At 69.6% G+C, this 23,830-nt stretch carries 26 protein-coding genes and 1 pseudogene; 21 read left to right on the top strand and 6 right to left on the bottom strand.

Translation table 11 applies throughout. The features are described from left to right. Positions 1–10 precede the first annotated feature (10 nt). Positions 11–823 carry an aminoglycoside N(3)-acetyltransferase gene (locus OC490_RS34925; protein WP_262062031.1) on the bottom strand — a complete coding sequence of 271 codons (813 nt, stop codon included), beginning with the start codon at positions 821–823 and terminating at the stop codon, positions 11–13. 161 nt (positions 824–984) lie between these two features. On the opposite strand from OC490_RS34925, the gene OC490_RS34920 reads away from it, so the two are divergent. The 9 genes and pseudogenes from OC490_RS34920 (at position 985) to OC490_RS34880 (ending at position 8,007) form a co-directional block, all read left to right on the top strand. Next, on the top strand, positions 985–1,707 hold the full coding sequence (locus tag OC490_RS34920; RefSeq protein WP_262062030.1) for a helix-turn-helix transcriptional regulator: 723 nt from the start codon (positions 985–987) through the stop codon (positions 1,705–1,707). After that, positions 1,704–3,128: a Fe-S cluster assembly protein SufB gene (gene sufB / locus OC490_RS34915; RefSeq protein ID WP_262062029.1), complete on the top strand. Its 1,425-nt coding sequence runs from the start codon at positions 1,704–1,706 to the stop codon at positions 3,126–3,128. The genes OC490_RS34920 and sufB overlap by 4 nt, the downstream gene beginning before the upstream one ends. A 62-nt stretch (positions 3,129–3,190) precedes the next feature. After that, positions 3,191–4,372, top strand: coding sequence for a Fe-S cluster assembly protein SufD (gene sufD / locus OC490_RS34910; RefSeq protein WP_262062028.1), 1,182 nt, complete (start codon positions 3,191–3,193; stop codon positions 4,370–4,372). Continuing rightward, positions 4,372–4,689 carry a non-heme iron oxygenase ferredoxin subunit gene (locus OC490_RS34905; protein ID WP_262062027.1) on the top strand — a complete coding sequence of 106 codons (318 nt, stop codon included), beginning with the start codon at positions 4,372–4,374 and terminating at the stop codon, positions 4,687–4,689. Before sufD ends, OC490_RS34905 begins: the two co-directional genes overlap by 1 nt. Before the next feature lie 7 nt (positions 4,690–4,696). Then, positions 4,697–5,464 (top strand): Fe-S cluster assembly ATPase SufC, encoded by a 768-nt coding sequence (gene sufC, locus OC490_RS34900; RefSeq protein WP_043680968.1) that lies wholly within the window; start codon positions 4,697–4,699, stop codon positions 5,462–5,464. Continuing rightward, complete coding sequence (locus OC490_RS34895) at positions 5,461–6,717, top strand: cysteine desulfurase (protein WP_262062026.1); 1,257 nt, start codon at positions 5,461–5,463, stop codon at positions 6,715–6,717. Before sufC ends, OC490_RS34895 begins: the two co-directional genes overlap by 4 nt. A gap of 14 nt (positions 6,718–6,731) precedes the next feature. Beyond that, on the top strand, positions 6,732–7,205 hold the full coding sequence (sufU, locus tag OC490_RS34890) for a Fe-S cluster assembly sulfur transfer protein SufU (protein WP_262062025.1): 474 nt from the start codon (positions 6,732–6,734) through the stop codon (positions 7,203–7,205). Further along, positions 7,202–7,540, top strand: a complete 339-nt coding sequence (locus OC490_RS34885; protein ID WP_019060535.1) for a metal-sulfur cluster assembly factor — start codon at positions 7,202–7,204, stop codon at positions 7,538–7,540. Before sufU ends, OC490_RS34885 begins: the two co-directional genes overlap by 4 nt. Before the next feature lie 37 nt (positions 7,541–7,577). Further along, a pseudogene (locus OC490_RS34880) lies at positions 7,578–8,007 on the top strand (VOC family protein). Here OC490_RS34880 and OC490_RS34875 read toward each other — a convergent pair. Beyond that, positions 8,004–8,885 carry an AbfB domain-containing protein gene (locus tag OC490_RS34875; protein WP_262062024.1) on the bottom strand — a complete coding sequence of 294 codons (882 nt, stop codon included), beginning with the start codon at positions 8,883–8,885 and terminating at the stop codon, positions 8,004–8,006. The pseudogene OC490_RS34880 and the gene OC490_RS34875 overlap by 4 nt on opposite strands. A gap of 313 nt (positions 8,886–9,198) precedes the next feature. Here OC490_RS34875 and OC490_RS34870 point away from each other — a divergent pair, with 313 nt between their 5' ends. From OC490_RS34870 to dapD, 3 genes are all read left to right on the top strand, one after another. After that, positions 9,199–9,519 (top strand): DMT family transporter, encoded by a 321-nt coding sequence (locus tag OC490_RS34870; protein ID WP_262062023.1) that lies wholly within the window; start codon positions 9,199–9,201, stop codon positions 9,517–9,519. Beyond that, complete coding sequence (locus tag OC490_RS34865; RefSeq protein ID WP_262062022.1) at positions 9,519–10,055, top strand: TetR/AcrR family transcriptional regulator; 537 nt, start codon at positions 9,519–9,521, stop codon at positions 10,053–10,055. The genes OC490_RS34870 and OC490_RS34865 overlap by 1 nt, the downstream gene beginning before the upstream one ends. A gap of 335 nt (positions 10,056–10,390) precedes the next feature. Beyond that, positions 10,391–11,380, top strand: a complete 990-nt coding sequence (gene dapD / locus OC490_RS34860; RefSeq protein ID WP_262062021.1) for a 2,3,4,5-tetrahydropyridine-2,6-dicarboxylate N-succinyltransferase — start codon at positions 10,391–10,393, stop codon at positions 11,378–11,380. 64 nt (positions 11,381–11,444) lie between these two features. On the opposite strand, the gene OC490_RS34855 is transcribed toward dapD, so the two are convergent. Continuing rightward, positions 11,445–11,951: a hypothetical protein gene (locus OC490_RS34855; RefSeq protein ID WP_262062020.1), complete on the bottom strand. Its 507-nt coding sequence runs from the start codon at positions 11,949–11,951 to the stop codon at positions 11,445–11,447. Between the two features lie 141 nt (positions 11,952–12,092). On the opposite strand from OC490_RS34855, the gene OC490_RS34850 reads away from it, so the two are divergent. Continuing rightward, complete coding sequence (locus OC490_RS34850; RefSeq protein WP_262062019.1) at positions 12,093–12,650, top strand: SigE family RNA polymerase sigma factor; 558 nt, start codon at positions 12,093–12,095, stop codon at positions 12,648–12,650. Beyond that, positions 12,647–13,879: a WD40 repeat domain-containing protein gene (locus OC490_RS34845; RefSeq protein ID WP_262062018.1), complete on the top strand. Its 1,233-nt coding sequence runs from the start codon at positions 12,647–12,649 to the stop codon at positions 13,877–13,879. The genes OC490_RS34850 and OC490_RS34845 overlap by 4 nt, the downstream gene beginning before the upstream one ends. A gap of 18 nt (positions 13,880–13,897) precedes the next feature. Here OC490_RS34845 and dapA read toward each other — a convergent pair whose 3' ends face one another. After that, positions 13,898–14,803, bottom strand: a complete 906-nt coding sequence (dapA, locus tag OC490_RS34840) for a 4-hydroxy-tetrahydrodipicolinate synthase (protein WP_262062017.1) — start codon at positions 14,801–14,803, stop codon at positions 13,898–13,900. 75 nt (positions 14,804–14,878) lie between these two features. On the opposite strand from dapA, the gene lipB reads away from it, so the two are divergent. Beyond that, positions 14,879–15,559: a lipoyl(octanoyl) transferase LipB gene (gene lipB / locus OC490_RS34835; protein ID WP_262062016.1), complete on the top strand. Its 681-nt coding sequence runs from the start codon at positions 14,879–14,881 to the stop codon at positions 15,557–15,559. A 28-nt stretch (positions 15,560–15,587) separates the two neighbouring features. On the opposite strand, the gene OC490_RS34830 is transcribed toward lipB, so the two are convergent. After that, entirely contained in the window at positions 15,588–16,652 is a 1,065-nt protein-coding gene (locus OC490_RS34830; protein ID WP_262062050.1) for a hypothetical protein, read from the bottom strand. Between the two features lie 233 nt (positions 16,653–16,885). On the opposite strand from OC490_RS34830, the gene OC490_RS34825 reads away from it, so the two are divergent. The 5 genes from OC490_RS34825 to OC490_RS34805 all read left to right on the top strand — a co-directional run bounded on the left by OC490_RS34825 (position 16,886) and on the right by OC490_RS34805 (position 20,158). After that, a complete protein-coding gene (locus OC490_RS34825) occupies positions 16,886–17,023 on the top strand; it encodes a hypothetical protein (RefSeq protein ID WP_262062015.1) in 138 nt (45 codons plus the stop codon). Beyond that, positions 17,020–17,700 (top strand): hypothetical protein, encoded by a 681-nt coding sequence (locus tag OC490_RS34820; protein WP_262062014.1) that lies wholly within the window; start codon positions 17,020–17,022, stop codon positions 17,698–17,700. Before OC490_RS34825 ends, OC490_RS34820 begins: the two co-directional genes overlap by 4 nt. 78 nt (positions 17,701–17,778) lie before the next feature. Further along, positions 17,779–18,492 (top strand): antibiotic biosynthesis monooxygenase, encoded by a 714-nt coding sequence (locus tag OC490_RS34815; protein ID WP_262062013.1) that lies wholly within the window; start codon positions 17,779–17,781, stop codon positions 18,490–18,492. A 297-nt stretch (positions 18,493–18,789) separates the two neighbouring features. Further along, positions 18,790–19,398: an ArsR/SmtB family transcription factor gene (locus tag OC490_RS34810; protein WP_262062012.1), complete on the top strand. Its 609-nt coding sequence runs from the start codon at positions 18,790–18,792 to the stop codon at positions 19,396–19,398. Positions 19,399–19,432: 34 nt separating this feature from the next. Further along, positions 19,433–20,158 carry an SRPBCC domain-containing protein gene (locus OC490_RS34805; RefSeq protein WP_262062011.1) on the top strand — a complete coding sequence of 242 codons (726 nt, stop codon included), beginning with the start codon at positions 19,433–19,435 and terminating at the stop codon, positions 20,156–20,158. A gap of 53 nt (positions 20,159–20,211) precedes the next feature. Here the strand turns inward: OC490_RS34805 and OC490_RS34800 are convergent, their stop codons facing one another. Continuing rightward, positions 20,212–22,035, bottom strand: coding sequence for an endonuclease/exonuclease/phosphatase family protein (locus OC490_RS34800; RefSeq protein ID WP_262062010.1), 1,824 nt, complete (start codon positions 22,033–22,035; stop codon positions 20,212–20,214). Positions 22,036–22,345: 310 nt separating this feature from the next. On the opposite strand from OC490_RS34800, the gene OC490_RS34795 reads away from it, so the two are divergent. Then, a complete protein-coding gene (locus tag OC490_RS34795) occupies positions 22,346–23,782 on the top strand; it encodes a hypothetical protein (RefSeq protein ID WP_262062009.1) in 1,437 nt (478 codons plus the stop codon). Positions 23,783–23,830: the final 48 nt, after the last annotated feature.

Genomic DNA, 23,830 nt, shown 5'->3' with positions numbered 1-23,830 from the left:
CGACCTTGCCTCAGAGCGGCGGGGGCAGGATCTCCTCCTCACGGGGACGGTGCAGGGGCAGCCACCGCTCCGCGTAGGCCACGGCGTCGCCCACCGGGAACAGCCGCACGTCGGCCGCGCCCACCTTTCCGCGTACGACGGAACGGTCCCGTTCGAAGTCGTGGCCCAGTTCGTCGAAGCGGTCGGAGGAGATCGACACCTCGGTCACCGTCTCCCAGCCGTCCGGGCCGGGACGGCCGAGATCGACCAGCGGGGACGGGATCCGGTACTCGGCGAGATGGAAGCTGGTGCAGGAGTCGTAGCCCGCGCCGAGCAGCAGCACGCGCGCGTGGAGACCCTCCAGGCGGGCCAGCGGGCTGCGCTCGCCGAGCCGGCAGTCGGGGGCGTGGCCGTCGAGGATCTCGGCGGCGTGCGGGCCGATCGCCGCGAAGGAGGTCTGCGGGTGCGCGGAGCGCAGGGCGCCGGGCCAGGTGCGGACGGTCTCCGGGACGACGCCGACGCCGAGCGAGGGCGTGACGAGGGGGTCGTAGGACGGCATGGAGGTGCGGATGGTGTCCCACCACTCGCGGGGGACCGGCGGGTTCACCCAGTGGGCCGGGTCCGAGAGGTCGCCGGTCTGGGTGGGGACCACCAGGGTGCCGTCCGGGCCGAGTGCGCCGAGGATTCCCTGGACGACCGACACGGCGCCTCCGCAGACCCATCCGAGGGAGCTCAGGGAGGTGTGCGCGAGGAGGATCTCGCCGGGGCGCACGCCCGCCTCGCGCAGGTCGGCGGCGAGTGTGTCCCGGGTGACAAGTGGGCCGGTGGGAGGGGGTGCGGGCATGGTCGTGGAGTCTCCCGGAAGGGGGTCGGCGGCGCCACCCGATTGATCGATCAAAGATCGTTTCCGCAGGTCAGATTAGGTATACCTAAGTGACGCAGCGCACCGCCGGGTGGCGGGGGCGCGGGTTGCCTGCCTCTGAGGAATTACGCAACAATGGCGTTGTGAAAAACGTTGGCGAGGCTCCGCAGGAGGAACTCGCGACCGGTGAGCGGTCCACCCGCAACCGTGTCGCGCGCTCCATCCTGGACCACGGCCCGTCGACCGTGACCGACCTCGCAGGCCGGCTGGGGTTGACCCAGGCCGCCGTACGCCGTCATCTCGACGCACTTGTCGCCGACGTCGTCGTGGAAGCACGTGAGCAGCGGGTCTACGGAGCGCGCACGCGCGGCCGTCCCGCAAAGGTGTTCGCCCTGACCGACTGCGGCCGGGACGCCTTCGACCAGTCCTACGACAAGCTCGCCGCGGACGCGCTGCGCTGGATCGCGCAGCGTGAGGGCGGGGACGAGGCCGTCGTCGCCTTCGCCCGTGACCGCATGGCCGCCCAGGCCGTCGCGTACAGCAAGGTCGTCGAGGCCGCCGCCCCCGAGGATCGCGCGGAAGCCCTGGCCAAGGCCCTGAGCGTGGACGGGTACGCTGCTACGGCGCGTAGCGCACCGGTCGGTGAGCAGCTCTGCCAGCACCACTGCCCGGTCGCCCATGTCGCCGAGCAGTTCCCGCAACTGTGCGAGGCGGAGACAGAGCTCTTCTCCCAGCTGCTCGGCACCCATGTCCAGCGACTGGCGACCATCGCCCACGGCGACGGTGTGTGCACCACGTTCATCCCAAAGATTTCCAAGACCACATCTGACACATCTGCAAGTACCGCCGGGAGGAACCCCGCATGACGCTCCCCATCGAGGAGACTGCCCACCCCGAACTCGAGGGTCTGGGTACGTACGAATACGGCTGGGCCGACTCCGACGTGGCCGGTGCCTCCGCCAAGCGCGGCATCAACGAGGACGTCGTCCGGGACATCTCCGGCAAGAAGAGCGAGCCGGAGTGGATGACCAAGCTCCGCCTCAAGGGCCTGCGCCTGTTCGAGAAGAAGCCCATGCCGAACTGGGGCTCCGACCTCTCCGGCATCGACTTCGACAACATCAAGTACTTCGTGCGCTCCACGGAGAAGCAGGCGGAGTCCTGGGAGGACCTGCCCGAGGACATCAAGAACACGTACGACAAGCTCGGCATCCCCGAGGCGGAGAAGCAGCGCCTCGTCGCCGGTGTCGCGGCCCAGTACGAGTCCGAGGTCGTCTACCACCAGATCCGTGAGGACCTGGAGGAGCAGGGCGTCATCTTCCTCGACACCGACACCGCGCTGAAGGAGCACCCGGAGCTCTTCAAGGAGTACTTCGGCACCGTCATCCCGGTCGGCGACAACAAGTTCGCGTCGCTGAACAGCGCGGTGTGGTCCGGCGGTTCCTTCATCTACGTGCCCAAGGGCGTGCAGGTCGAGATCCCGCTCCAGGCCTACTTCCGCATCAACACGGAGAACATGGGCCAGTTCGAGCGGACCCTGATCATCGTCGACGAGGGTGCCTATGTGCACTACGTCGAGGGTTGTACGGCGCCGATCTACAAGTCGGACTCGCTGCACTCCGCGGTCGTCGAGATCATCGTCAAGAAGAACGCCCGCTGCCGCTACACGACCATCCAGAACTGGTCGAACAACGTCTACAACCTGGTCACCAAGCGCGCCGTCGCCTACGAGGGCGCGACCATGGAGTGGATCGACGGCAACATCGGCTCCAAGGTGACGATGAAGTACCCGGCCGTCTACCTGATGGGCGAGCACGCCAAGGGCGAGACCCTCTCCATCGCCTTCGCGGGCGAGGGCCAGCACCAGGACGCCGGCTCCAAGATGGTCCACATGGCGCCGAACACGTCCTCCAACATCGTCTCCAAGTCGGTGGCGCGCGGCGGCGGTCGTACGTCCTACCGCGGTCTCGTCGAGATCGGCGAGGGCGCCCACGGCTCCAAGTCGAACGTGCTGTGCGACGCGCTGCTCGTCGACACCATCTCCCGCTCGGACACGTACCCGTACGTGGACGTCCGCGAGGACGACGTGTCCATGGGCCACGAGGCGACCGTCTCCAAGGTCAGCGACGACCAGCTCTTCTACCTGATGAGCCGGGGCATGACCGAGTTCGAGGCGATGGCGATGATCGTGCGCGGCTTCGTCGAGCCGATCGCCAAGGAACTGCCGATGGAGTACGCCCTCGAACTCAACCGGCTGATCGAGCTGCAGATGGAAGGCTCGGTCGGTTAAGACCGGCCTTCCGTACAGCAGTAAGCGAAACCTGACGCAGGAAAGAGAGCAGACCGACAGCCATGGCTGAGGCTCAGAGTATTCCGGTGGGGTCCACCACCGCCGGCGCGGTGGCAGTTGCCGCCGAGTCGACCGTCGCCACGCGCATGAGCGCGCCCCCCTCCTTCGACGTGGCGGACTTCCCGGTCCCCCACGGCCGCGAGGAGGAGTGGCGGTTCACCCCGCTGGAGCGCCTGCGCGGGCTGCACGACGGCACCGCGGTCGCCACCGGCGAGGGCGTCAAGGTGGACGTCCAGGCCCCCGAGGGCGTCACCGTCGAGACCGTGGGCCGCGAGGACGCGCGACTCGGCAGGGCGGGCACCCCCGTGGACCGCGTCGCCGCCCAGGCGTACTCGGCGTTCGAGAAGGCCGGCGTGATCACCGTCCCCAAGGAGACGGTCCTCACCGAGCCGATCCGGATCGCCGTGCACGGCGAGGGCGGGGTCGCCTACGGCCACCAGGTCGTCGAACTCGGAGCCTTCGCCGAGGCCGTCGTCGTCATCGACCACACCGGTGACGCTGTCCTCGCCGCCAACGTCGACTACGTCATCGGCGACGGCGCCAAGCTGACCGTGGTCTCCGTCCAGGACTGGGACGACAAGGCCGTGCACGTCGGCCAGCACAACGCCCTGATCGGCCGGGACGCCACGTTCAAGTCGTTCGTCGTCACCTTCGGCGGCGATGTCGTACGACTGCACCCGCGCGTGGCCTACGCCGGACCCGGCGGCGAGGCCGAGCTGTTCGGCCTGTACTTCACGGACGCGGGCCAGCACCAGGAGCACCGTCTCCTGGTCGACCACAACGTCCCGCACTGCAAGTCCAACGCCGTCTACAAGGGCGCGCTCCAGGGCGAGGGCGCCCACGCGGTGTGGATCGGTGACGTGCTCATCGAGGCCGCCGCCGAGGGCACCGACACATACGAGATGAACCGCAACCTCGTGCTGACCGACGGCGCCCGCGTCGACTCCGTGCCGAACCTGGAGATCGAGACCGGCGAGATCGTCGGCGCCGGACACGCCTCCGCGACCGGCCGCTTCGACGACGAGCAGCTCTTCTACCTGATGGCCCGCGGCATCCCGGCCGACGACGCCCGACGCCTGGTGGTCCGCGGCTTCTTCGCCGAACTGGTCCAGCAGATCGGTGTCGCCGACATCCAGGAGCGGCTGCTGGAGAAGATCGACGCGGAGCTGGAGGCGTCGGTCTGATGTCCTTCGTACGCGCCTGTGGGCTGAGCGAGCTGGAGGAGGACACCCCGAAGCGGGTGGAACTCGACGGCACGCCGGTCTCGGTCGTCCGTACCGCGGGAGAGGTGTTCGCGATTAACGACATCTGCTCGCACGCGAACGTCTCGCTCTCCGAGGGCGAGGTCGAGGACTGCCAGATCGAGTGCTGGCTGCACGGCTCCGCGTTCGATCTGCGCACCGGCAAGCCGTCCGGCCTCCCCGCCACGCGCCCCGTACCCGTTTACCCCGTAAAGATCGAAGGGGACGACGTGCTCGTCTCCCTCACCCAGGAGTCCTGAGGAACCCATGGCAACGCTTGAAATCCACGACCTGCACGTCACCGTCGAGGCCGACAACGCCACGAAGGAGATCCTCAAGGGCGTCGACCTCACCGTGAAGCAGGGCGAGACCCACGCCATCATGGGCCCGAACGGCTCCGGCAAGTCGACCCTCGCCTACTCGCTCGCGGGCCACCCGAAGTACACGATCACCGGCGGCACCGTCACCCTCGACGGCGAGGACGTCCTGGAGATGTCCGTCGACGAGCGCGCCCGCGCCGGCCTGTTCCTCGCGATGCAGTACCCGGTCGAGGTCCCCGGTGTGTCGGTGAGCAACTTCCTTCGTACGTCCGCCACCGCGATCCGCGGTGAGGCGCCGAAGCTGCGTACCTGGGTGAAGGAGGTCAAGGAGACCATGGAGCGCCTCTCCATGGACCCCGCCTTCGCCGAGCGCAACGTCAACGAGGGCTTCTCCGGCGGTGAGAAGAAGCGCCACGAGATCCTTCAGCTGGAGCTGCTCAAGCCGAAGATCGCGATCCTCGACGAGACGGACTCCGGCCTGGACGTCGACGCCCTGCGCGTCGTCTCCGAGGGCGTCAACCGCGTCCGCGAGACCGGTGAGGTCGGCACCCTGCTGATCACGCACTACACGCGCATCCTGCGCTACATCAAGCCCGACTTCGTGCACGTCTTCTCCGGCGGCAGGATCGTCGAGTCCGGCGGCGCCGAGCTCGCCGACAAGCTGGAGAACGAGGGCTACGAGGCCTACACCGCGAAGGGTGGCGTATCCGCGTGACACAACTGCCGGGCCTCCTCGACACCGAGGCGCTCCGCAAGGACTTCCCCATCCTGGACCGCACGGTCCACGACGGTAAGAAGCTCGTGTACCTGGACAACGCGGCGACCTCGCAGAAGCCGCGCCAGGTGCTGGACGCCCTGAACGAGTACTACGAGCGCTACAACGCCAACGTCCACCGCGGTGTGCATGTGCTCGCCGAGGAGGCCACGGCGCTGTACGAGGGCGCGCGGGACAAGGTCGCCGCGTTCATCAACGCGCCCTCCCGCGACGAGGTGATCTTCACCAAGAACGCCTCCGAGTCGCTCAACCTCGTGGCGAACATGCTGGGTTGGGCCGACGAGCCCTACCGCGTGGACCACGAGACCGAGATCGTCATCACGGAGATGGAGCACCACTCCAACATCGTGCCGTGGCAGCTGCTCTCGCAGCGCACGGGCGCGAAGCTGAAGTGGTTCGGCCTCACGGACGACGGCCGGCTCGACCTGTCGAACATAGACGAGGTCATCACCGAGAAGACGAAGATCGTCTCCTTCGTGCTGGTCTCCAACATCCTCGGTACGGTCAACCCGGTCGAGAAGATCGTGCGCCGCGCGCAGGAGGTCGGGGCCCTGGTCCTGATCGACGCCTCGCAGGCCGCTCCGCACATGCCGCTGGACGTGCAGGCCCTCCAGGCCGACTTCGTGGCCTTCACCGGCCACAAGATGTGCGGCCCGACCGGCATCGGCGTCCTCTGGGGCCGCCAGGAGCTGCTCGAAGACCTCCCGCCGTTCCTCGGCGGCGGCGAGATGATCGAGACCGTGTCGATGCACTCGTCGACGTACGCCCCCGCCCCGCACAAGTTCGAGGCGGGCACCCCGCCGATCGCCCAGGCGGTCGGTCTCGGCGCGGCGATCGACTACCTGTCGGCGATCGGCATGGACAAGATCCTCGCCCATGAGCACGCGCTGACCGAGTACGCGGTGAAGCGCCTGCTGGACGTCCCCGACCTCAAGATCATCGGCCCCACCACGGCCGAGGACCGGGGCGCGGCGATCTCCTTCACGCTCGGCGACATCCACCCGCACGACGTGGGCCAGGTCCTGGACGAGGAAGGCATCGCGGTCCGGGTCGGCCACCACTGCGCACGGCCGGTCTGCCTCCGCTACGGAATTCCTGCGACCACGCGAGCGTCGTTCTATCTGTACTCCACGCCGGCCGAGATCGACGCACTGGTCGACGGTCTGGAGCACGTACGGAACTTCTTCGGCTGAGGAGCTGGCTGAACGTGAAGCTGGATTCGATGTACCAGGAAGTCATCCTGGACCACTACAAGCACCCGCACGGGCGGGGCTTGCGGGATGGCGACGCCGAGGTGCACCACGTCAACCCGACGTGCGGCGACGAGATCACGCTGCGCGTGAAGTACGACGGCGAGCAGATCACGGACATCTCCTACGAGGGTCAGGGCTGCTCGATCAGCCAGGCATCGGCCTCCGTACTGAACGACCTCCTCGTCGGCAAGGAGCTGTCCGAGGCGCAGAAGATCCAGGAGACCTTCCTGGAGCTGATGCAGTCCAAGGGCCGCATCGAGCCCGACGACGACATGGAGGAGGTGCTGGAGGACGCGGTCGCGTTCGCCGGTGTCTCCAAGTACCCGGCACGGGTGAAGTGCGCCCTCCTCAGCTGGATGGCGTGGAAGGACGCGACGGCCCAGGCCCTGGGCGGAGTCGACGCCGACGCGGAAAGGAAGACGGCATGAGTGACACCGAGACCATGGAGATCAAGCCCGCCTCCGAGGAGGAGGTCCGCGAGGCCCTGCTCGATGTCGTCGACCCCGAACTGGGCATCGACGTCGTCAACCTCGGCCTCATCTACGGCGTGCACATCGACGACGCGAACATCGCGACCATCGACATGACGCTGACCTCGGCGGCCTGCCCGCTGACGGACGTGATCGAGGACCAGGCCAAGTCCGCCACGGACGGCCTCGTCAACGAGCTCCGCATCAACTGGGTCTGGATGCCGCCGTGGGGCCCGGACAAGATCACGGACGACGGGCGCGACCAGCTTCGGGCGCTGGGCTTCAACGTCTGAGCTGCTGGCTCACCAGAAACGGCCATACCTTTGAGGTATGGCCGTTTCGCTGCATCACATAGTCGTCGACGCGCACGATCTGCCGGGGCTCGCCCGTTTCTGGTGCGGGGTGCTGGACTGGCGGATCCTGTCCGAGAAGGAACGCGAAGTCGTCATCGGGCCAGGGGAGTTCGCGGCGACCGGCATCTGTTTCATGCCGGTGAGCGAGCCGAAGAAGGCCAAGAACCGACTGCACTTCGACCTCGCCCCCGACGACCAGGACGCCGAGGCGAGCGAAGTGAGATGGGGTCCCCCCGGCCGAAGGCTGGGGGAGGATCCTCGCACTGGGGGCGCGACGGGTCGACATCGGACAGGGCGAGACCGTGGGCTGGGTGGTGCTCGCCGACCCGGAGGACAACGAGTTCTGCGTACTACGGCCCAAGGCCTCGCTGATCGCCTTTCGTGAAGTGACCGTCCAGGGGCCCTAGTTGAGCCCGGCCACCAGCCGGAACGCCGAGTCCGCCCGGTACAGGCTGCTGTTCTGGTACTGGTCCAGCTTGAGCTGGAAGTTCTGGTGACGCAGATAGCGGCCCGGGTAGTTGACCGACTCCAGCATCACCGCGCCCGAGTAGGACGACGTCCGGGGGCAGAAGGTGGCGTCCTGCTTGAAGAGGGACGAGCCGTCGTTGTGTTCCGCGCGGAGGATGAAGTTGCGGTGGCGGAGGTAGCTGCCGTCGGCCGTCGTGAACGAGTAACAGGAGCTCTTGGCCAGCCCCTTGACCACTTTGAAGGTCGAGGCGCGGCGGGCCGTGGCGGAGCCGGCCGGGTTGAGCTTGACGTAGTCGCCGCTCACCTGCCAGTAGCGGTCCGGGTAGTTGACCGAGCGGACCGACTTCCAGGCGGTCGAGGAACTCGACGACCCGGACGACGACCCGGAAGAGCCGGACGAGCCCGACGAGGACGAACCGCCGTGGGACGAGGCCGACTTGGACGGTGCGGGCGCCTTCGCTGAGGGTGTGGCGCTGTGCTCCGCGCCGGTGTCCGACGCGGTGGGTGACTTCTCGGAGGCCGGTTTGTGCTCGTCGGGCGTGGGCGTGCCCTTCTTCGACGGCGAGGCGAACGAGAGCAGGCCGGGACCGTCCGCTCCGATCGACGACGGATCCGTCGCCTCCTTGGTACGTGCTGTGTCGTCAGGTTCCTTGTCCGTGATGACGATCGCCGTGGCGCACACGGCGATCGTGGTGAGGGCGAGCGCCCCGGCCAGCCAGAGCCGGCGGGTTCCGGGGGCCCGGGAGGTGTCGGGGGTCCAGCCGTTCTCCCAAGCGGTGTTGTGCGGGGGAGGGGGCTGAGACGTGCTGTCTGGCATGCGCTGTTCCTCCAGCGGCGCCCATGGCGACGGCCGTGGCCGTGAAAACCAGGTGAGTGAACGGTGAAACAGTAGTGGAGTGAGAGGGCTGTGAGCAGCCGTTTCAGTGAGCGGTTTCTACGAGTTCCGGGGCCGACGTGCGACGTATGGGACTTCACCCCTCATTCCCAGTGCTCTTTTATCGACTCCGTTATCAATTCCGTTATCAACTCCCCGCAGAACGTGGCTACTTGGGTGAGGGGCTCACCCCGGCCGAGTTGACGCCGCCGCCATGGGCCGACCGCGACTCCCGCTGTTATGTACACTCGTACACATGGGATTCCTGATGCTCCTCACGGCGATCGCCGCGGAGGTGGGCGGCACCACCGCCATGAAGTTCAGCCACGGCTTCAGCCGGCTGTGGCCCTCGGTCCTCACGGTCGTCGGATACGTGCTCTCCTTCGCACTGCTCGCGCAGACCCTGAAGTCCATGTCGGTCGGTACGGCCTACGCGATCTGGGCCGGCCTCGGCACCGCCGCCATCGTGGGCATCGGAACGGTGTTCCTGGGCGAGGGGATGACCTTCGCGAAGGCTGCCGGTATCGCGCTGATCATCATCGGCGTCGTCGTCCTCAACCTGGGCGGCGCGCACTGATGGCCCGGCGCTACGACCCCGAGCGGCGCCAGCGGATCATCGACGCGGCGATCCGGGTCGTCGGACAGAAGGGCATCGCGGGACTCAGCCACCGCTCGGTCGCCGCCGAGGCCGATGTGCCGCTCGGCTCGACGACGTACCACTTCACGACCCTCGACGAACTGATGGTCGCCGCACTGCGCCAGGCCAACGAGGGCTTCGCCAAGGTGATCGCGGCGCGCGGCGCTCTGGAGGACCCGCACACCGACCTGGCCGCGGAGTTGGCCGGCTGGATGGGGGAGTGGCTCGCGGGCGACCGCACGGGCGTCGAGCTGGAGTACGAGCTGTATCTCGCCGCGCTGCGCCGCCCCGCGCTGCGCCCGGTCGCCGACGAATGGGCCCGCGACCTCGCCGAACGCCTGTCCCGGCGCACGGACCCGGTGACCGCGCGGGCCCTGGTCGCGCTGATGGACGGGATCTGTCTGCAGGTGCTGCTGACGGACGCGGCGTACGACGAGGAGTACGCGCGGGAGGTGCTGGGGCGGGTGATTCCCTGACGGGAGGCGGGGAGGCGGGGAGGCGGGGAGGCGGGGAGGCGGGCGCACGGCGACCGGTGACTGGTGACCGCCGCCCGGCGACCTGCGGCCCGTCGGCCTGAGACCTGCGTGTGGCCCGTGACCTGTTGCCGCGGCATACCGCGACCCGCGCCCCGTAACCCGCTTCACTCGCGCCCCGGGCCGACCCGCGCCCTGCGTACGCCCCGTCAGCCGCTCTCGTCAGCTGCTCCCGTTGGCCGTGGCACGGGCCGTGCCGCGGGCCCGTGCGTGTCGTTCCCTGAGACGCCCCGTGGACGAGTTGGTCCCCGCCGCCCCCTCCAGGTTAGGTTTCCCTCATGACCGACACGACCGCACCTCGCACCACCGGCGCCGTTGCCGCCGGCCTCGCCACCGTCACCGCCGACGGAACCGTCCTCGACACCTGGTTCCCCGCGCCCGGACTGTCCGCCGAACCCGGCCCCGCCGGCACCGAGCGGCTGTCCGCCGAGCGCGCCGTGGAACTGCTCGGCGAGGGTGCGGCGAAGGCGATCGGTCCAGACGCCCGCCGGGGCGTCGAAGTGATCGCGGTCCGTACGGTCATCGCCTCCCTCGACGACAAGCCGCTCGACGCGCACGACGTCTACCTGCGCCTGCACCTCCTCTCGCACCGGCTGGTCAAGCCGCACGGCCAGAGCCTGGACGGCATGTTCGGCTTCCTCGCCAACGTCGCCTGGACCTCGCTCGGCCCGGTCGCCGTGGACGAGGTCGAGAAGGTCCGGCTGAACGCGCGCGCCGAGGGCCTGCACCTCCAGGTGACGTCCGTCGACAAGTTCCCGCGCATGACGGACTACGTGGTCCCCAAGGGCGTCCGGATCGCCGACGCCGACCGGGTCCGCCTGGGCGCGCACCTCGCCGAGGGCACGACGGTCATGCACGAGGGCTTCGTCAACTTCAACGCCGGCACGCTCGGCACGTCGATGGTCGAGGGCCGCATCTCCGCCGGTGTCGTGGTCGGCGACGGTTCGGACATCGGCGGCGGCGCGTCCACCATGGGCACGCTGTCCGGCGGCGGCAACGTCCGTATCACCATCGGCGAGCGCTGCCTGGTCGGCGCCGAGGCGGGCGTAGGCATCGCGCTCGGCGACGAGTGCGTGGTCGAGGCCGGTCTCTACGTCACCGCCGGCACCCGCGTCACGATGCCCGACGGCCAGATCGTCAAGGCCCGCGAACTCTCCGGCGCCTCCAACATCCTCTTCCGCCGCAACTCGGTCACCGGCACGGTCGAGGCCCGCCCGAACAACGCGGTCTGGGGCGGCCTGAACGAGATCCTGCACAGCCACAACTAGCAGCGCCGTGACGTGAGTCGAGCGCCCTCCGGCCACCGGAAGGGCGCTCGACGCGTATCGGGACTCATGGCCGTACGGCCGCCGCGAACCCCGCCAACGCCGTGAAGTCCCCCTCGCGCAGCCCGAGTCGGGGGTTGACATGGTGCAGCAGCGCCGGGCCGGGATGGTGGGCGGTCACGAAGTCGCCGTCCGGCGCGCCCTGTTCGTCGTCCACCCAGGCGAAGGGGCGGCCCTCGGCGTACGTCACGATCGCCTCCGTCTTCCAGTGCACACCGTCGGGCCGCTCGGCGAACAGAGCGTCGCCGAAGTCGACGTACGGCAGTTCGGGCAGGCCGACGACCGGGGCGATCCAGCGGTTCGCGGCGGCCATCCACGTGGTCGCCCAGCACAGGTCGTAGCCGAGACCGAGGAGCACCGGTCCGTGCGCGGGGTTCAGCCAGACCCGGAGCGGGGGGCCGGGGCGCACGGTGGCCCTGATCGTCGTATAGCCCTCGGGGCGGCGCTCCGGCTGCGCGGCATACGGGTTGAGGGGGCCGTCGACGTCGAGGAACAGCAGGGGGCGGCGGCTCATGCGGCCACCGTAGGGGAGCGGTGGTCCGGGGCGGGTGGAATTTTCTCGTGCCGACAGGCATAGCGGGCGCTGTCCGCACGCGTCACAGGGATCACAGGGGCGGGGCATCGGGTGCCGTCGGGGAAGTGAGTGAAGGTGACGATGGATGCCGAAGAGCTGGAAGGTTTCCGGGACTTCGTGGACAACAGGTCGTCGGCGCTGCTGAGGACCGCCGTGCTGCTCAGCGGGGGAGACCGGCACGCCGGTGAGGATCTGCTGCAGAACGCCCTGGCCAAGGCGGCCGGACGGTGGGAGCGGATCGACGAACCCGAAGCGTATGTACGGCAGATCCTCTACCGCCAGCAGGTCAGCCGGTGGCGGCTGAAGTGGCGAAGACGTGAACTGACCGTCGCCGAACCGCCGGAGACCCGCTCGGCCCCGGACACCTCGTCCGCCGCCGAGCTGCGCGTCGTGATGCGCGAGGCGCTGTCCCGGCTCACCGCCCGCCAGCGCACCGTCCTCGTGCTGCGCTACTTCGAGGACCTGCCGGAGGCCGAAGTGGCCCGGCTGCTGGGCTGTTCGGTCGGCACCGTACGGTCCACCACCCACCGTTCCCTCGCCCGGCTGCGCGTCCTGGCGCCCGAACTGGCCGCCCTGGGCGCGGCCGACACCGAACTCCGGCCGTCCGGTGACCACTTGCCCGTGGAGGTGCGTCCGTGAACGTCGACGATCTCGTACGCGAAGCCTTGCGTGAACAGGCCGCCGAACAGCCCCCGGCGGGACCGGGGTTCGCCGACCGGGTGTTCGCCGTCCGCCGGCGCCGCCGTACCCGAAGGCTGGTGACCGTCGTCGCCGTCACCGTCGCGGTGGCCGCCGTCGCCGTGGGCGTGCCGCTGCTCGACTCGGGGAAGAGTGATGTCCGTCCGGCGAATGTCGTGGACCCGGACAAGGTGAGCGGTCACCCGAGCCAGTCGCCGCCGCAGGAGCTGATCGCCGCCGGGCACGCGGCACTTGCCGCCTACTACATCCCGACCACGGTCAAGAAGTCGGCCACGGAATCCGTCTCCGAGCGCACCTACTGGCTGCTCGACCAGAAGACCGGCACCTATGTGAAGGCCCCCAAGTGGTCGTTCGTCGCCATCGCTCCGGGCATGAAGACCGCCGCCGTCCTGGAACGGACCCTGCCCGCCTCCCGGATCGGCCTGCTCGACCTGGCCTCCGGTGAGGTGAAGCGGTGGATCCCGGTCGGTCACAAGGTCGGTGGCCTGTCGTTCTCGGCCGACGGCCGGAAACTGGTCGCGACGACCTACACCTACAACCCCGACGCGGAGTTCCACCCGGCGGACCCGAACGCCAATGTCGGGGAGCCCGCACGACCGTCGGTCCGCTCCGGTTTCTACGTCCTCGACGTCGCCTCCGGCAAGGGACCCTGGGGCCCGGTCGATGTCGGTGACGGTCAACGCGCGGACGGCCGGAACGGCATGATCAACAACCGCCAGGACTTCGCCCTCACCCGCGACGGAAGACATGTCTGGGGCGGCGTCCCCTCGGACGACATCGGCAAGCTGTTCTACGACTTCTCGGGCACCGAGGTCCCCGCACCGACGGGCGCCGACAAGTACCGGTCCTGGTACATCCAGGCGGGGGTGTCTCCCAGCGGCAAGCTGGTCGCCGGTGACTTCGCGGGTCAGCAGTGGCACACCTCGTCCTACGTCACCGGCTCCGCCACCGGCGCGAAGACCGAGGTCCACGGACAGGAACTGCTCGCCTGGGCCGACGACAGGACGCTCATCGCCTGGGACATCGGGAAGGGCGCGGGGGAGAGCGAGTTCCACCAGCGGCTGGTGCTGGTCACCATCGGCAGTGACAAGGAGGTACCGCTGAGCGGCTTCCGCAAGGGCACCGACGTAAGCGCCGGACGCTGGCAGCCCGTGTTCGCGCAGCGCTGAGCACAGCGGACACCTCGGTCAGCCGGCCATGAACTCCTCGTACGCCGCCACCAGCCCGTCGACCGCATCCCGGCCGGCGGGCCGGAGCGGCGCCCGGACCGAACCCCCGGGCAGACCCAGGGCGTTGAGGAGGGCCTTCGAGGTGACCGTGCCGGGCAGTCCCGCCGCCGTCATCAACTCGATGAGGGGCGTGGCGCGTTGCTGGAGGCGGGCGGACACGGGGGTGTCGCCCGCCTCGAACGCGTCGAGGATCGCGCGCAGTTGGGCCGGTACGACGTTGGCGACGGTGCTCACATACCCTGTGGCCCCCACCGCGTACAACGCCAGAATGTGTTCGTCGCAGCCCGCGTAGTACGCCAAGTCGGTCCGGTCCAGCACCTTTTGGGTGCCGAGAAAGTCGTAGGAGCAGTCCTTGACCGCCACGATCCGGGGGTGCTCGGCGAGCCGGATCATGGTCTCCGGTTCGATTCGGGTGCCGGTGCGGCCCGGGATGTCGTAGAGCACGAGGGGGAGTCCCGAGGCGTCGGCGACCTCGCGGAAGTGGGCCTCCAGGGCGTCCTGCGGGGGTCTGCTGTAGTACGGGGAGACCACCAACACACCGTCCGCGCCCGCCTTTTGGGCCTGCAGGGCGAGTTCCACGGTGTGCCGGGTGTCGAAGGTGCCCACGCCCGAGACGAGGGGGACGCCGTCGCCGACGGCCTCGCGGACGGCCGTGACGAGCGCCGCCTTCTCCGCGTCCGTCGTGGTCGGCGACTCACCGGTCGTCCCGGACAGCACGAGCCCGTCGCATCCCTCCGACACCAGCCGCTCGGCGAGGAGTTGGGCCCCGTCGAGGTCGAGCGCACCCGACTCGGTGAAGGGGGTGATCATCGCGCAGAGGGCACGGCCGAAAGGGGACGCGGCGGAGGTTGCGGCGTTCGTCATGGGAGTAGTCTCGGCAGAGCGACAGTGAAGCTCCACTTAAATTTCCTACAGGGTATTGATAAGGAATACTGCGGAATGGCTGAAGTGGGCAGGACCGACGTGCGCGGGAGCGGAGCGGCCGGCGGAGGCATCGAGCGACTCGACCTCGGCGAAGTGCCGTACGAGGAGGCCGTCGAGCGGATGACCGGCTGGGTCCGGCAACGCCGCGCCGGCGAGATCCCCGACCGGCTCGCCCTGCTCAGCCACCCGCCCGTCATCACCTACGGCTCCCGCACCCCGCCCGCCGAACTCCCCGCCGACTCACCGATCCCCCTGGTCCCGGTCGACCGCGGCGGCCAGGCCACCTACCACGGCCCCGGCCAGCTGATCGGCTACCTGGTCCTGAACCTGCGCGAGCGCGGCCCCGCCGACATCGTGCGCCAGGTCGAGCACGCCCTGATCGACGCCTGCGCCACCCTCGGTTTCGAGACGCTACGAAGGGACACCCCGCCGCGTGCCCAGTCCCTGGTCGGCGTGTGGACACCGGACGGCGCCAAGCTCGCCTCGATCGGCATGCGCATCAGAGGCGGCATCACCAGCCACGGCTTCGCCCTCAACATCGCCCCCGACCTCACGGAGTTCACCCGCTTCACAGCCTGCGGCCTGCCCGGCGTGACAATGACCTCCCTCGCCGAACTCGCCGCACACCAGGGCCGATCCGCACCCTCGCAGCAAGACGTCCGGGACGCGGTGGCGAAGGCGTTGGGGGCGGCTTGAGGCACCGCCGCCGCCAACGTCCCCGCCTTCACCGGGGTGTTGGCGAGACTGCCCGGTGGTACGCCTCGCGGTACCTGCGCAGCCGGGGCGCGCGGATGGCGGGCAGCCGGACCAGCGTGTCCTCGAAGGCGGCGTGGTGCGGTGTCAGTAGGTACAACGGGCGCGGCGGCAGCGGGTAGTCGTCGCGCAGGACGCCCGCCGGGAGGCCCCCGGTCGCGGGCAGGGGCGAAGTCTCGCCGGGGTGGGCGAGGTAAGCCCAGACCCCGCTGTCCAGCGGCACCACCGCTCCCTCGTCGCCCGGCGGACGCCAGGGCGCCCCGGTGAGGGGGTGGCGGGGGACGAGGAGGACGTCGGGGCGGGGCTGGGGCGGGCGTGTCCCCGGCCCGGCCAGTCCTGTGGACCGGGCATCCGGCCCCGCGGGGAGGTACCGGTCGACGGCGTGACCCAGCAACTCGGCGACGGCACCGGCGGGGAGGCTCACCGGGCGGTCCTCGGTGACTGCCACGAGATGGGCCAGCGCGACCGCGACCGCGGCCTCCCAACGTCGGCTCCACGAACCGTCGGGTTCGACAGGCGGGACGCGATGGTCGGCGCGGGTCAGGTCGTCCCAGTCGGGAGGCGGACCGGCCGGGAGCCCCGAGGAGCGGCGTGCGACCGCGTCGGGTTCGAGCCACACCGTCTGCCACATTCCGCAGTCGTCCATGCGGGTGGCCACGGCCCGTCCGCATCCCACACACGCCAGGTTGGGCCCGGCCCGGCCGTCCACACCCCGGCAGTAGCCTTCGCACTTCTCGGGGATCAGGGTCATGGACCGGGAGTCGCCGGGAGCGATGACGATCCTGTTCCGTGCGCCGAAGGAAACGGAGTACACCGGCGCGAACACGCCCTGCCGGGCAGCCGCGTCCGCCCCGACCTCCGCCCAGCGCCGCCAGGGCGGTCCGGTGGGCCGGGGATCGACGGCGTATGTCGAGGGTTCCATCAGCGGAGGGTGGAGTTGCTCCCACCCGCCGTGGTGGACGTGAACAGGCAGGGCGACCCGGGACACCGGCGCCGTGAGCTCGGTACCGCACCCGGCGCACGCGAACACGTCCAAAAACCTCAACAAGCTCCCCCTCGCCCCGAATTCACGGGGAATTGTGCCTGGCCCGCAGCGGAGACTCCATTGGATTTCGGAATGACGCCCGGGCCGCGTCCTTCGGGCCCCGGACCCCAGGCCGCTCCCCCCGGCCCAAGGCCCTATGTCCAATTGGCCCCTTCATGGTTCACCATGGTCAGGAAGGTCACAGGCGTGGGAAGTTCATCCACCCCCTGGTCACGGGAGGCGTCATGAAGCTCGGCAAGGCACTGGCCACCGGAGTCGCCGAGGAGCGGCCGCAGATCCACCACGAGGAACTCGAACTCCCCGAGAGCATCGCGGAGTTCACGGAGGAGAAGGCGCCCGAAGAGGTCCCGGCCGCCCGATGAGACTGCGGCTCCCCGAGGAACGCCCGACGGAGCCGCCGACCGGATTCAAGATCGCCCACCCGGTGCTGTCCCAGGACGGCACCCGGGCCGGGTTCACCGGTGTGTCACTGGGGGGCGCGCTGCCGTACGGAGTCGTGGCCGACGCGTCCTGCGTCTACGGCCGACGGCACCGGGCACCCGCGCGCCGCTGCGACTGCGGCTTCCACTGTGTGCACGAACGGACGGCGGCGGAGGCCCTGTTGTGCACCGCCGAGCACCGCGCCGCAGTCCTCCTCGACATCACCGTCCTCGGCGCCTACATCCGCTTCGAACGCGGCTTCCGCTACGCCCGCCAGCGCGTCCGCACCGCCACCGTCGGCCCCTGTGCCTGCGCCGCCCGGGCCGTCGCGCTCGCCGACGCGGGCTGGGGCAGGCCGGGTTGGCGCGCCCTCGCCGCCGCCTGCGCGGGGTGCGTGCGTGGTCGTACGTCCGTCTCGCTCGCGGCGTTCGCCCGGCTGGCCGGGGACGGACTGCGGGTGGTGGCCGGGAGCGGCACCGAAACGGTGACCGCCGAACCCGGACCGCCCGAGGGACTCGGTGTGCCCGAACTCGTCGCGGAGGCAGCCCTGTTGCAGGCCCGGCTCGACTGGTTCCAGAGCAGGCTGGCGCGACTGGAAGGGGGCACGGCACAGCAGTAGCCCGGCCCTTGACCTCAATATTGGTCGAGGTTGAAGGCTGGTCGGTGCACCTACCCGAACCGAGCAGCGGAGGCCCGCATGACCCGTCGTACCGACTCGCACCCCGATCTCTCCGACCCCCGCGTCGGCGCTCCCTTCTTCAGTACCTGGTGCGTCGGCACAGGGCTGCGCCAGCGGCAGACCGTCGAGGCGGTCGCCGGCGCGTGGGAGCGCCGGCCGTGGCCCGCCGACGACCTCCTCGGCCATCACCTCTACACCGGGCACGACACCTCCACCGTGCTGCACTACTCGCAGTGGGTGAGCGAGCAGGCCTACGAGGCCTTCGCCAAGACCCGCCGTCAGGAGCTCGTCGACGAGATCGACACCGCCGTACCGGGCATCGAGCGGCTCGGCCCCGGCCGCTACGGGCACTACCGCAGCGGCGGTCTCACGGACCGGGGCGGGCGCGGCGGCCGGGTACCGGGGTGCGTCGTGATCGTCGACGTGGAGTTCGAGGGACCCGACCCCGACCGCCAACGGGCCTGGGTGGACGCCGTGTTCGAGGCGCTGGAGAACGAGCCCGCGCCGCACCCCGGCGGTATCGCCGCCCACTTCCACCTCTCCACCGACGGCACCCGCGTCCTCAACTACGCCGAGTGGGACAGCCCCCAGTCCCACATCGAGGCCCTCGCGGCCCCCGGCGCCGGCATCGGCTCCGCCACCGCGCAGTGGCAACGTGTCCAGACCTGGCCCGGCCTGAAGAGCACCACGGTCAGCCGCTACGACCACGCCCTCGGGCTGGTCCCCAGCTGATCAAAGACACGGCGGCGACTGCGTGGCCCTCCTGAGGCCGGCCTCGGCGACCAGCTGCCAGCACTCGGCCTCGGCAGCCGCGTCCAGGAAGTCCACCTCCCGCCACCGGTCGGGCCGAGGAGCCGGCGAGACGCACCTCCCCGGGGCCGCGGATCTCTGATTCGATCGCCGGCTCCAGGGCAGACACCGATTCCGTGAGAGCCGCCGCCGTGAGCGCGCTGCGGCGCTTCGAGACGCGTCTCCACCGACAATCTCACTCCCCTGGACAGAAAAAGTGTTCGGTGAGACGGTGGACGCATGCTGGACGTCACCGTGATCGAGGACCCCGAGGCCGCAGCCGTCTCGCTGGACCCCATAAGGGCCAGACTGCTCGCCGAGCTGGGGGCGGGACCCGCGTCCGCCGCCATGCTGGCCGGCAAGGTCGGACTGCCCCGGCAGAAGGTGAACTACCACCTCAAGGCGCTGGAGCGGCACGGCCTGGTCGAGCTGGCGGGGGAGCGGCGCAAGGGCAATGTCACCGAGCGGCTGATGCGCGCGACCGCCGCGTCGTACGTCATCTCACCGCTCGCGCTCGCCGCCGTGCAGCCGGACCCGGACCGGTTCCGCGACCAGCTCTCCGCGCGCTGGCTGCTGGCGCTCGGCGCCCGGCTGGTGCGGGATGTCGGCTCACTGATCACCGGTGCGGAGAAGGCCCACAAGCGGCTGGCGACGTACGCGCTGGACGGCGAGGTGCGTTTCGCCTCCGCCGCCGACCGGGCCGCGTTCATCCGGGAACTGACCGCCGGGGTGAGCGCCCTCATCCGCAAGTACGACGCGGGGGAGGCGGAGGAGGGCCGCGACCATCGGATCGTGGTCGCCGTCCATCCCACGGTCAAGAAGCCATCCACCCCAGAACTGGACCAATAGAACCAGTGGAACCAGTAGTACTCAGGAGCTAGACATGTCCAAGGAATTCGAGATCGTCTACGAGTTCGAGGTCGACGCCACGCCGGAGCAGGTGTGGGCGGCCATCACCGACGGCACCGGCGGCTGGTTGTGGCCGATGGAGTTCGACGGCGAGAAGCGCGTCGGGCCCTTCGGGTCGACCCTCACCAACTTCGACCCGCCGCACCGGCTCACCGCCCTCACCGAGGACGTCGGCTTCCCGACCCAGAGCCTCAACCAGATCGACGAGACCATCGAGCCCCGCGACGACGGCCGTCGTGCCTGGGTGCGGTACGTGCACAGCGGAATCTTCACCGACGACTGGGACAACCAGTACGACGGCGCGCGCAAGCACAACGCCTTCTACCTGCACACACTGCGGGAGTACGTCACCCACTTCGCGGGCCGGCAGGTCGCGTTCGCGACGCTCAACGGCCCCGACGCCTCAACTGCCGCCGATGCCTTCGAAGTTGTCGGCCGGGCGCTCGGTCTCGGGGACGACACCGCTGAGGGGGCACGGGTCCAGGCCCGCGGGCCCAAGGGTCAACTCCTCGACGCCGTACTGGACTTCCGCGACCCGAACTTCATCGGACTGCGCACCGACAGCGCGCTGATCCGCTTCTTCGGGCGCAACCACTGGGGTGCCCCGGTCGGCATCAGCGTCCACGACTTCGCGTCGGACGCCGACGCCAAGACGAACGAACTCGCCTGGCAGAACTGGCTGGACGGGGCCTTCGCCTGACCTGGTGCAAGTCGGCGAGACCCCGTCCACCCACCCCCGTGGGCCCGTAGGTGCTACGGCTGGAAGCGCAGCACCTGCGGGTCGTGGTCGCTGATCTGGTCGTTGAACTCCGCGTTGATGTGGACGCTGTCGTACTCGAAGCAGTCCTTGCGGATCGACGGGCTGATCAGGATCTGGTCCAGGACCTGCTCGTTGCCCTGGTAGTCGTACGTGTAACGCTCGTTCTTCGGCAGGGACTTGATCGCCGAGTACAGCTCGCCGTCGCCTTCGAGGATCTTCGCGGTGTCGGAGAACTCGAAGTCGTTCATGTCGCCGAGCGTGATCACGTCCGCGTTCTTCTGCGCGGCGAGGATCTCCTTGACGAAGGCGTTGACCGCCGTCGCCTGCGCGTGCCGCTGGGTCTCCGAGCTGCGGGTGACCGGCTGGTACTGCGCGGTCAGCGGCTGGTCGCCACCCTTGGAGATCAGGTGGTTGGCGATCACGAAGACGGTCTTGCCCTTGAAGACGAACTCGCCCGCGAGCGGCTTGCGGCTTGCGGTCCAGGCCGCGTTGGCCGGGTCGATCCGGCCGGGGGAGACCGTCAGCTGGGCCTTGCCGTGCACCTTGGTGACACCGACGGCCGTCGTCGAGTCGCCGCCCGCGCGGTCGGTGAAGGAGACCCGCTGCGGGTTGAACAGGAACACCTGGCGGATGTTGCCGCCGGGCTCGCCGCCGTCCTGGTCGTTGACCGGGCTGATCGAGCGCCAGTCGTACTTCGGGCCGCCCGCCGCGACGATCGCGTCGATCAGCTTGTTGACCGTCACGCTCGCGTCGACCGTGCCGTCGTCCGTCGCACCGTTGTTGTCCTGGATCTCCTCCAGGGACACGATGTCGGGGGACTGCAGGTTGTTCACGATCGCGGCGGCGTGCGCGGCGAAGCTGCCGTCCGAGGGGTCGAGGTTCTCGACGTTGTACGTCGCCACCGCCAGCTGGCCGCGCGACTGCTTCTTCGTCGTCTCGCGCTGGAGGCCGCCGCTCTTCACGGTGCCGATCTCGTTCGCGACGAGGGTGTAGCCGCCGTACTGGTTGAAGTCCAGCGGTCCTGCCGTGGTGCCGGTGAGCTTGTCGCCGACGTTGACGACCGGGAAGTCCGCCGTCGCGCCGAGGGACTGGATCTGCAGGCGGCCCGTGTTCTGCGAGTCGTAGGAGCCGTAGATCGTGCCGCCGCGCTCGGTGGCGTTCTCGTGCGGCTTCACCGTGACCCACAGCTCGGAGTACGGGTCGGTCGCGGTGACCACACGCGCGTCGGAGACCTGGACGTTCATGCCCTCAAGGGACTCGTAGTAGTCCAGGGCGTACTTCTTGGGCTCCAGGGTCAGCGCGTTGATCGAACCGCTCGCGGCGGTGTCGCCGGCCGGCGTGTACTTGCTCGGCACGGACTTGGAGTCGATCACGACCGGGGCCGGCACGGCGTTGCCGCTGGAGACGACGGTGACCGTCGGCTTGGTGATCTCGGTCAGCGCCTGGTTGCCCGTGGCGGCGCCGCCCGGCACGTACTCGGAGACCGTGCCGGAGACGGTGACCGAGTCGCCGACTGCGACCTTCGGGGTCGAGCTGGTGAAGACGAACACGCCTTCACTGGTCGCCGGGTTGTCGTCCGGGGTCGCGTCCTGGAACCAGAAACCCTTGGACGAACCGTAGGTGCGGACGCCCGTGACGATGCCCGGTACGTCCGCGACCTTCTGGCCGGCGTACGGCGACACCCGGGTCGTGCCCTGGATGTCGTGGATGCGGACGCCGTCGGCGTGCGCGGGCGAGGTGAGAACGATCGTGGACGCCACGGAACAGACGGCGGCGACGGTGAGCGCGGCGAGGCGCGCGGAGGACTTGCTCGGCAACGGGATCCCTCCGGGGACATGCATGAGCCGGGACGAGGGTGGATGGAGCTGTGCAGCGGCGGTGGGAGCCGCGACCGGTGGGGCGGTGGCGACGCGCGTAGAAGATACCTGAACCGGGTGTCCATGACATTTCTACGCGCGTCAATCTCATTGCGGGGCAGCCCAGTTGTCAAGGTTTCAGCCATGTACACCTCGTGGCCGGGACATGAACCGGGCGGCATGGGTCGAAATCCGTCTAGGCTGAGCGGCTGAGTCGTGTGTCGTGTACGGCCGTCGTACGGCCTTCGAGGCGCCCTAGGAGAACCCACCGATGTCAGACAGCTCCCCCCTGCCGCCGGTGCGGCTGCACTCCGAAGCGGAGCTGGCGCGTGACGCGCTGTCCACACCCCTGCTCGCCCGCGCGGCCCGGCTCGCCCGCTGGGCAGGCCCCGACACCCGCATCGACGCCGGTGGCAGCCTTGTCGACGAGCAACTGCCCGCCGCCGCCGAACTCCTCGGGCTGACCGGCGACGACGCGGCGGCCGACGCCAGCGAGGCCTGGCGGGTCGCGGTCGACACCGGGCTCGTCGAGATCGTCGACGAGGACGAGGGCACCGTCGCGGCCGGCGAGGAGCTGGCGCTGCTCACCTCGGGCTCGCCGCACGACGTCCTCGCGGTGTGGCTGGGCGCCCTCGACACCCTCCTCGCGGACGCGAGCGTGCCCGATCTGGACGGTCTTGTCGACGCCGTGGAGGAAGGCGGCGAGGTCGATTTCTCGTCACTCGACTGGGACCCCGAGGCCGAGGCCGAGTTCCTCGACGGCGTCCTCGGCAACCTCTATCTCCTCACTGTCAACGAGGAGGGCCCCGGCGACGGCCCCGTCCCGCTGCCCGCGCTGGCCGCGTCGATGATCGTGCCCAGCGACATGGGGGAGCCCACCAACGACGTACTGGAACAGGTCTCCGACGCGATGATGCGCCTCGACGACCAGTTCCGGCTGCTCGCACCGGTCGGGATCGTCGAGTACCAGCCCGTGGACGAGGCCCTGATGGCCGACTTCGACGAATCGGCCGACGGATCCTCGCCCTCCGTCGACGAGACCGACGTCACCCGCTACGGCATGGTGCGGCTCACCCCCCTCGGCCTCTACGGCCTGCGCGCCCGGCTCCAGGAGGCCGGCTTCGTCGCGCCCGCTGTCGGAGACCTCGCCGACAAGGGCGCGGACGCGCTCCTCGACGGTACGTCGGCCTTCCCGCAGGGAGCCGCGCGGGCCGAGACCGAACAGTGGCTGGCCGGCCGCCAACCCCTCGCAGCCGCACGGGAGTTGCTGGCGGCGGCCCGCGGTGCCGACACCGGCGCACCGCTGCGCCGGCTGCTCTGCCAGCAGGCCCTCTCCCTCGTCGGCCCGGAGGCCGAACCCGCTCTGCGCGAGGTGCTCGACGACCCCGAACTGGGCGGCCTCGCCCGGGTCTGCCTCAGCGAACACGGCGCGAGCGACGTCCCCGCGCCCTCCGAGGAACTCGTCTTCTGGCTGACCGTCGACACGGTGGCCGCGCAACTGGCCGCCGAGGGCAACTCCGAGGAGTTGCAGGCCCTGGTCGAGGGCCTGGCCCAGCAGCACAACGGCTTCTTCGCGGCGGCCTGGCGGGTGGACCACCCGGCGACCGCGGACATCCTGGAGGCGATGGGACGACTGCACCCCGACAAACGGATCGCGAAGGAAGCACGCAAGGCCGCCTTCAAGGCGCGTTCCCAGCAGGGGAGTTGAGACCGCCTTCAAGGCGTGTTCCCAGCAAGAGAATTGACGCGGAAAGCC

The sequence above is a fragment of the Streptomyces sp. STR69 genome (genome assembly GCF_024519455.1).
Lineage (GTDB): Bacteria > Actinomycetota > Actinomycetes > Streptomycetales > Streptomycetaceae > Streptomyces.
The sequence above is the reverse complement of the archived record's forward strand: the minus strand, read 5'-3'. Positions and strand labels throughout refer to the sequence as shown.